Source organism: Enterococcus silesiacus, assembly GCF_001886225.1.
Lineage (GTDB): Bacteria > Bacillota > Bacilli > Lactobacillales > Enterococcaceae > Enterococcus_L > Enterococcus_L silesiacus.
This window is the reverse complement of sequence record NZ_JXLC01000019.1, coordinates 71,000-79,280: the sequence shown is the minus strand read 5'-3', so window position 1 is coordinate 79,280 and position 8,281 is coordinate 71,000. Positions and strand designations below refer to the sequence as shown.

The window sequence follows — 8,281 nt, the reverse complement described above, 5'->3', positions numbered from 1 at the left end:
TTGATTTCCTGTTCTTATTTAGAATAGGATTTTTTTATTATTATTCCTTTCATTAATATTATAAAAAAAAACAACTTTTTTATTATTAAAAAAACGAGGAAAAAATTTATTTTTTAGATAAAAAAAGACAAATAGAACAAATTAATGAAACACAGTAAAAAATGAAGTCCTCCGTAATGTCTACAGAGTACTTCATTTGATTTGATTATTTATATTTTGACTATTTTGTATACATTTGTGTCAATAGCAATACGAAAACTATGTGTTTTTATTCAATGCCCCTATAGCCAACTCGTTTAGTTTCTCTCGATTCACTTGATAAGCTTTCCCCTGTTTTACAATTAACCCTGCTTTTTGAAACTCATTAAGTGTGTGCATCAAATGGCGGTAGCTTACACCTAAAAATTCAGCTGTTTCTGTTTGCTTCTCAGCATACATGCCCTGAACTTCAGTTTGCAACATATACGTTGCTAAGCGATGTTTTAGCTCATAATTTTGATTATTTGAAAAATGTTCGACTCTTAACAACACTTTTTTTCCTAAATATTTAGCAATTATTTTCAAAAAGTGATTGTCATTTAACAAGGCTTTTTTCATTTTATGGTAGGGTAAAGCTATACACACACAATGATCAATTGCTTGTACGTCTTTGACCTGATCTTCAACTTCTAATAGAGACAGCTCGCCTATAAAATCCCCTTTGCCAAGAAATTGAATCAGGGAACGTCCACCATTTTCATGGATTTTATAGATTTTTGCTCTGCCTTCAATTAAAAGAAAAAGATGTTCTATTGGTTTATCAACGCGAATAATGTATTCTTTTTTTTCATAAACAAAAATCTGAGCTTGTTTTAAGAATGTATCCGCAAAGTAGTCAGACAAGTTGATGGCTGGCTTGTTAATTAATTCTGCTATGTTGTCAATAGGATATATTTTCATTTTTCCTCCTTAAAATGTGAGATATCTCCTATTATTATGACTGAAAATCCGTTAAATTACTACTAAGAAATAGTATTTTCCTATCCAGGTTACTATGTCTTAGCTGACCGAATAGGATTTAACTTTAGGAGGATTATCATGGTTAAAATTTTGTTTTCGCTTTTCTTTTATACACTCAGCGGTATTGGCATCAGTTTGACTTTAAAAGCGGACATCGGCGTCAGTAGTTTCAATTCATTAAATGTTGCTATTGCTTCAATCAGTGATATTAAGGTTGGTACAATTACGTTTTTATTGAATTGCCTATTTTTGCTTTTTTCTATGTTGCTATCAAAGAACAAGCATTACTTGAAGTATCTACTAATGTTCCTTTCAATAGCGTGTCTAGGTAGTATCATCAACTTTTTTTCTTATACAATTTTAGCACCATTAAACTTGGAGAATTATTTTCTTCGATTAGTTGTATTTATTTTTGGCACTTGCCTAGCTGGATTTGCTACAGGAATCGTGATTTCCCTTGGTGTCTTGCCATTTCCAATCGAAAGCGTCTGCATTGCTTTATCAGAATTGACGGGCTATACCTTTGCTAAATTCAGATATGGCATTGATCTGTTTTCAGTGACTATTTCTTTGCTTCTCTCTCTAACTTATGATTTGCCGATTTTCGTAAGAGAAGGCACACTGATTAGTCTGCTACTGTTGTCTGGAGTCATTTCTTTCACCAAAGTTCATTTTGAGGCTTACTTACTCAATGAAAAAAATTAAACATCATAAAAAAAGCGAAAGAACCCTTTTTGATCATCTCTTCTTTCGCTTTTCCTTTATTTATTTACCTTGATAAATGGCAAGGCACCATCAGTAAAAATTTCATCTCCACCACCATTGCGTCCATGATAGCTTGTTGTAAAGTGCTCGACTACTTCAATGGAAACCGATTGCTTCGATTGTTTGAATGTATTTAAAACAAAGTCTCGTTCTTGATCAATATCCGAATTGATTTTATGTGTGACTTGTCCAGTAAAAATAGAAAAACCAACTTTTTTATCATACGTTGCAGCACCAAGCCAGTCTGCTGCTTTTCCTCCTGGTAAATACCAGTTATCAGGCGTTTGCCAAAAACGGACATGGTGCCTTCTTCTTGGATTATTTTCGATCTCTTTTTCAAAAGCTAGATCTTGTTTCCTATTGAATAAAAAGAGCGAACTAACGGGTGCACTTGGATAGGATTTTTTAAACACACTGGCCGTGACCATGTGTAAACTAGAACGTAAAGATAAAGCCTCTGCTTTCTTCCAACCTGCATTTATGAATAGCTGCTCTAGCTCAGCTTTAGATCCTATAAAAGCTAGATTGATTGGATCGCCAAGCAGTCCATCACTTGTTCGAGAACGTCCAATAAAATAATCTGGTAAATAACGACCCGTCATTAGTTTATTGATAAACGGTAAAACTAAATAAGAACTAAATAACCATACAAGAATATATAAAAAAATATGGATTTTCCGTGTTAAAATTTCTGCAAATAATGACCTATAAACGACATAACCAAAAAAGATGATAAAAGCAAACCGTAAGAACCTAAAGATGCTATTCAATAGCGTTTGTTTTTTCATTTAAAAATTCCCCTCCATTCACAAATTGCCGCTCATCTAACTCAGGCTTGTACGGTATTAGCCCGTCCTCTTAAAAGATATATTTGACACAATAGCTATCCGAACTCACATCTAGCAGACCTGCTTCTGTCATATTAATAACGATTTTGGCTTGATTGCTGCAGTGAAGCTTGCTCTTGTTTTGAGTTTTTATAAAAGCCAGTCATTTTCTTCATCCTTTCTTGAATAGTATTCATTTAATTAAATTATACTCACTTCTGAGATAAAGTCGCCTATTAACATATTGATTGTTACATAAAAAAAGAAGCAACCTTAACAGGCTGCTTCTTTCGGCTCTATAAATAATAGTGATTTTTTTGATTAATACCAGCCATTGGCCATCCAGAAAGCTTGTGCTGCTTCCCACGAACCATAGCGTCCTGCAACATAGCTATCTGCTACACTTTCTTGATTTGCTTCTGAATAATCACCATTTAGGTACGAAGCATCTAATTGATATCTACCAATATATTTACCATTTGTAGCGCTGTAAGAACCGCTAGATTCTTTTTGAGCGATCCATTCTTTTGCTGAAGAAGTTGTTGCAGCAGTTGTTTGGGCCGCTTCTTGTGCAACTGGTGCTGCTTGTACTGGTGTTTCTTGTACAGGTTCTTGTGCTACTGGTTGAGCCGTCTCCTGCTGAGCTGGTGTTTGAACTGCTTCTTCGGCCGTTCTGATCGTTAATTGTTCTCCTTCAAAGATCATATTTATATTAGAAATATTATTATCTTTTGCGATTAAATCGATCATGCTATTGTCTCCGCTGAATTGATGAGAGATAGTAGATAATGTATCTCCAGTTTTTACTGTATATAAGCTATCAGCGTGCGCGTCAGTCGTTCCCATAAAAATGCCAAATCCTGCAGTCAAAGTTGTTGCTAATAAAATCGTTTTAAGTGATTTCATGTTGTTTCTCCTTTGTAAAAAATATTTTTGTCGTTTGTTTATCGACTTTGCATACTTTAACATCTAAAAATATTTCATAGGTGAAGATACAATGACAATTGGTTACGAGTGTTTTCATTACGTGACAGCTTGTAAAATACAACGAAAGAAACACTTGTTCGTACTGGCTTCTTACCTAAAACAATGTATGAAATAAATCAAGATTTTTTCTGAAATTAATCTAGCGCTACGTTTAATAACAAGTGTAATATTACAAGAATCGGGAATTGTTACAAAATTTTTAGCTGTTTTTCTATATTAATCAGCAATTTCCTCAGTAACAACCAGGAAGAGTAGCTTGTTAAAAATCACAGAAACAACTCTTTTCTTTCCTTATGAAACGCAAAAAACAGGAACAATTCTAGTTGCCTAGCGTTCCTGTTTTTCATATAGATGATTACGCATCAAACTCTTTTTGTTCAATCACGGATTCTAATAACCTATTTTCGGTTTGAATAATATCAAAAAAAGCACTGATTTTCTCTAATTGTTCATAATCAATTTGATAGAGTTTAACTCTTGGTTTAAAAAATAAGAAACCAGGGCGAATTCTAACTCGCTCATTGATCAAATGACATTGTTCCATCATTGATTGTAAATCCATTTCCGATACACTATTTTTGATTTTTTCAATTCGTGCTCGTTCGTAGATCCATTGATCCTTTGTTACCGTCATTTTTTCGGTAATAGTTACCAATTGGCGATTTAAACGCCATGATTGTTCAATAAATTTTGCTTTTTTATAAAGATCGTCATACTTGATTAGGTCGATCCGAACAGGTTTGTACCAATCTTCTTCCTCAATCGACGTTTTTTGATGCTTCTTAAATCTCTTTAATCCACTAACGAGTAAACTGTTTTCGATGGCGAGCAGCTCGTACTCCAATTTTTCTTTTGCTACCCGCACTCGGTCCTTTGACGCTTTTTCTCGCTTTAAACTTTCTTTTAAGAAAATGACTTCGCTTTCCTCTGAACGAGGAACAAGTTTCCTTGTATCAAGTTCATCATTCGGCTCAATGTCAAAGCTTTCATCATCTACTTCTATTTCATCATCGTCTAGAAATGAGCGTTTGCTCTTCCTTGGTTCTTCAACAGTTTCTTCTATAGATACTTCTACTGGAAAGCTAAGAGTTTCACCGAATAACGGCAGCTCTTCTTCTTCTTGGAAGACAGAGAGCAATTTTGCTTCTAAGATACTGCTGACAGATTCACCTTTGGAGTAGCCCATCTGCTCTAAACTAGCTGAAACAATGAATTGAAGTGGCTCTTCATCAGAACTAAGAGAAACTGGTATTAATTCACATAAGTATGTACTAAAAGCACCGTCAACTTCTTCAACTATTTTTGTCCAAATAAATTGCGGAAATAGTTCTTTCAATTCTTCCAACAACACATCCCAATTCAATTGAGCTTGAAAAAATTGAATTTCCACATGTTTTTTGATAGACGCAGAAATAACTTTCCGAGAGAGTTCTTCATTCTCTCGAAAAGTCAAGAAATCTCCAGTTGAGCGCTCATAGAGTGCTTCACACGCTTCAACGATTTCTGCCGTATTATCTTTTTGATAGAGAACGGTCCCTAGAGTGAATGGGATTGCTTGTTGATGGAAAAACACATCGAAATAATCATTCATTAAACCGTTCTCCTTTCTTGTTGGTTACGATTGAAGATCATAAACTGGCGCTAAAATTAGCTGCTGTCCTTCCGTTAAGAAGTATTGATCCAGATCGTTCCACTCTTTTAACGACCAAACTGAAACACCAGTCTTCTTGGAAATACTTGCTAACGTATCACCTTTTTTCACTTCATATGTTTCTTTTGTTTTCTTACGAGTTGCACTTACTTGATAATCTTTTGTTTCTTTTTTAGTTGTTGTTTCGCTTGTTGCTTTTGTTTCTTTTTTAGCTGTTGTTTCATTTGTTGTTTTTTTAGTTGTTGTTGTCTTTTTAGCTGCCGTTTTTTTAGTTGTTTCTTTATCTGTAAATGCGGTAGATAAATTTTGAACCAACTCTAATGAACGGTCTACTGCCTCTTCTTTTCGAACTACAGTCGTTTTGTCTTCTTGTTTTGGCACACTCAATTTTTGACCAATAAACAACATCCGACGATCTAATTGATTTTTCTCCAAAATTGCCAACGTAGAAATATTATATAATTCGCTGATTGATTTTAGTGATTCACCTTTTTTCACAATATGTGTAAGATATTCAAACGTTTGATCTTTTTGCTCATCCTTTTTCTCTAACTTATCAAAAGAAGTGTTCAATGTGATTTTTTTAGCTTTTTTAGTATTCTTATTCGCTTTTAGCGTATCGTATTGAGTTAAATCATACGCATCAATTAAACCATTCAATTTTGAGTTGTAGCTAGTATCGGTAGCGTAACGCCCCGTCAAATACTTCGTTGCCTCTTTATATGTTTTCGTATTGGTCTTCCATGTTCCACTATAAAAAGAGCTACTTGAATCTGTTCCGCCTCTAAGGAGCTTCACATAATCACCTAATGACTCTTTATAAGATGGATACTTTCTAAAATTAGAACGAATCGTAAACATACTTCCAGAACCATTGTCTTCACTCGTCAGAAAGTTGGCGCTGGCGCCTTCATAGCTTCCTTTAATACCAAATAAATTATAATTTGGTGCAGAGGCTAGTGCACTGTTTCCAGAAGCACTTTCTAAAATTGCTTGAGCAATCATCACTGATGCGTATAAATTGTTCTCACCAGCAATGGTACGAGCATCTTCACCAATGACTTTAACAAAACTTTTCGTTGTTAGGTTAGGACTGATATGGAATACCTGATCTGAACCACTCGCTGAACTTCCACCAGTATTGTTCCCAGTTGGTATCCCAACAGTTGTTCCAGTATTGGGTCTAGGTTGCGGAGTCGGTATACTCGGCTGTTGGATCGGTCCTTGAACTGGTGGTGTTGGTCTGCTTGGCGCAGGTTTTGGTTTCGGTTTACTTGGTTTTGGCTTTGGTTTGCTCGGTTTAGGTTTCGACGAAGTTGAGGTTTCCGTTGAATCCGTTGTTGTATCTGTTGTGCTTGTCGTTGTATCCGTTGAACTTGTTATTGTATCTGTAGTACTTGTCGTCGAATCTGTTGTAGAACTAGTCTCTTCTGTTGTACTTGATGAGTCACTGCTTGTCTCTTCTGTTGATTCTTCGGTCGAAGAAGTTGTGCTAGTTTCCGTAGAGGCGCTAGTTTCTAATCCTTCTACTGTACTTTCTGTTGTCTCATGTTCCGTAGTTGAAGATAATATTGCTACATCTTCATGTTCTTCGGAACCTGAAGTTGCTTGATTATCAATTTCTTTTGCAACAATTGGTTGAACATCGGTAACAGAAAGGACAGCACTTGAAGTAAGCAACCCTACACTTAATAAGCGTAACTTTTTACTGTTCAGATTTCTTTTTTTCAATTCTGTGTCCTCTCTTTCTTATTGATCTGAATCTTCTTTTACTAAGTTGATGATTTGGTTGAATGCTTGTTCTGATTCTTCCTTCACATCTTTGATTCGTTTATAATAATTTTGGTATTCTTGTTCAGCACGTTCTAAACGTTTTAAGACGCCAGCTTTTTTCTTCGTTTCTTCATTGATAAGTTGTACACGCTGATTCGCTTGGTTGACAATTTCTTTTGCTTGTCTTTTCGCATCTAGTAACACTTCACCAATATCTTCTTTCGATAATTGCTGATCAACATCGATCATTTTTTCAGCTAACTGACGTTTTGTACTTTCTAACTCTTGGCGAACTTTGGCTAGCTCTTCATAAGCACCTGTATCTGTTGGCATATCTGATGCCATGATCACAATTCGATCTTCAGTAAGTTTGTCGATTTCTTCTTGTTTAGCCAATAATTCTTGCTCGTATTGTCTGATTTTATTTGCAAAGCGCTCCGCTTTTTTGCGGTTTAAATCAGTTTCATCAATTTGACGATTACTGTCACGCAATAGACTGTTATATTTACTTCTTATTTGTTCTAGTTCAGCCATCCGTGCATCGTAATCTTTTGGTACAGCTTGTACCATTGAGAGCTCATTTTCCAATGATTCACTATTTTCACGTGCTGCTTCTACTTCATTTTGTAATTGAGTGATTTCTCTCTTACTTTTGCGAAGCTCTGCTTTTAGCTCTCGAAGTTCTCCTTGAAGTTGATCATTTTCTTCTTGAAGTTCTTCTAATTCATCATCATCAATAACTTCATTGATTGGCGGTCTCTTTTTCTTTGGTTTTGGTTTTCTAGCTGGTGCAGGTGCAGGCTTTTTCTTTTTGCGTGAGAATAACGAACGAGCGTCTTCTTCATCATCGTCGTCTTCTTCATCATAATCTTCGTCATCGTCGTCGTAGTCTTCGTCGTCATCATCATAATCTTCATCATCGTCGTAGTCTTCGTCGTCATCATAATCTTCATCATCATAATCTTCGTCGTCATATTCATCGTAATCTTCATATTTTTTTCTTTTTTTACCTTTGCCAAAAATTTTTAGCATATGCTCACTTCCTTCTATAAAAATCGGGCTATCTCTTTTTGATTATTTTTATCGTTCTAACTCTCTAAATACTAAGTAAAATATGTGAATTGTCTTATATGTAACCATAGTGACAAGTGCAGTAACTTTTTTATTCTAAAAATAATCAACTTCACTTCTAAGTGTTTTTTAGCAGATGAACAGTAGCTCATTCACCTTCTAGTTCGTTTGATAAAAAACAATGTACAATAGATCTCAAAAAACATGC

General features: G+C 35.1%; 7 protein-coding genes. 1 reads left to right on the top strand and 6 read right to left on the bottom strand.

The window, feature by feature from the left end:
• Positions 1–258: 258 nt before the first annotated feature.
• On the bottom strand, positions 259–939 hold the full coding sequence (gene yeiL, locus RV15_RS12925; protein WP_083429181.1) for a transcriptional regulator YeiL: 681 nt from the start codon (positions 937–939) through the stop codon (positions 259–261).
• A 138-nt stretch (positions 940–1,077) separates the two neighbouring features.
• Here yeiL and RV15_RS12920 point away from each other — a divergent pair, with 138 nt between their 5' ends.
• The gene (locus RV15_RS12920; protein ID WP_071878442.1) at positions 1,078–1,704 is read left to right on the top strand and encodes a YczE/YyaS/YitT family protein; all 627 of its coding nucleotides are present in this window, start codon (positions 1,078–1,080) and stop codon (positions 1,702–1,704) included.
• Between the two features lie 56 nt (positions 1,705–1,760).
• Here RV15_RS12920 and RV15_RS12915 read toward each other — a convergent pair whose 3' ends face one another.
• The 5 genes from RV15_RS12915 to RV15_RS12895 all read right to left on the bottom strand — a co-directional run bounded on the left by RV15_RS12915 (position 1,761) and on the right by RV15_RS12895 (position 8,034).
• The gene (locus RV15_RS12915) at positions 1,761–2,552 is read right to left on the bottom strand and encodes an LssY C-terminal domain-containing protein (RefSeq protein ID WP_071878441.1); all 792 of its coding nucleotides are present in this window, start codon (positions 2,550–2,552) and stop codon (positions 1,761–1,763) included.
• A gap of 360 nt (positions 2,553–2,912) precedes the next feature.
• On the bottom strand, positions 2,913–3,497 hold the full coding sequence (gene apf / locus RV15_RS12910) for an aggregation-promoting factor (RefSeq protein ID WP_071878440.1): 585 nt from the start codon (positions 3,495–3,497) through the stop codon (positions 2,913–2,915).
• A gap of 436 nt (positions 3,498–3,933) precedes the next feature.
• A complete protein-coding gene (locus RV15_RS12905; protein ID WP_071878439.1) occupies positions 3,934–5,169 on the bottom strand; it encodes a hypothetical protein in 1,236 nt (411 codons plus the stop codon).
• Positions 5,170–5,193: 24 nt separating this feature from the next.
• On the bottom strand, positions 5,194–6,960 hold the full coding sequence (locus RV15_RS12900; protein ID WP_071878438.1) for a glucosaminidase domain-containing protein: 1,767 nt from the start codon (positions 6,958–6,960) through the stop codon (positions 5,194–5,196).
• An 18-nt stretch (positions 6,961–6,978) separates the two neighbouring features.
• The gene (locus RV15_RS12895) at positions 6,979–8,034 is read right to left on the bottom strand and encodes a coiled-coil domain-containing protein (protein ID WP_071878437.1); all 1,056 of its coding nucleotides are present in this window, start codon (positions 8,032–8,034) and stop codon (positions 6,979–6,981) included.
• Positions 8,035–8,281 lie beyond the last annotated feature (247 nt).

Excerpts from the sequence above, each read along its gene's own strand:
- apf (WP_071878440.1), bottom strand. The coding sequence starts at position 3,497 with ATGAAATCACTTAAAACGATTTTATTAGCAACAACTTTGACTGCAGGA.
- RV15_RS12905 (WP_071878439.1), bottom strand. The coding sequence starts at position 5,169 with ATGAATGATTATTTCGATGTGTTTTTCCATCAACAAGCAATCCCATTC.
- yeiL (WP_083429181.1), bottom strand. The coding sequence starts at position 939 with ATGAAAATATATCCTATTGACAACATAGCAGAATTAATTAACAAGCCA.
- RV15_RS12895 (WP_071878437.1), bottom strand. The coding sequence starts at position 8,034 with ATGCTAAAAATTTTTGGCAAAGGTAAAAAAAGAAAAAAATATGAAGAT.
- RV15_RS12915 (WP_071878441.1), bottom strand. The coding sequence starts at position 2,552 with ATGAAAAAACAAACGCTATTGAATAGCATCTTTAGGTTCTTACGGTTT.
- RV15_RS12920 (WP_071878442.1), top strand. The coding sequence starts at position 1,078 with ATGGTTAAAATTTTGTTTTCGCTTTTCTTTTATACACTCAGCGGTATT.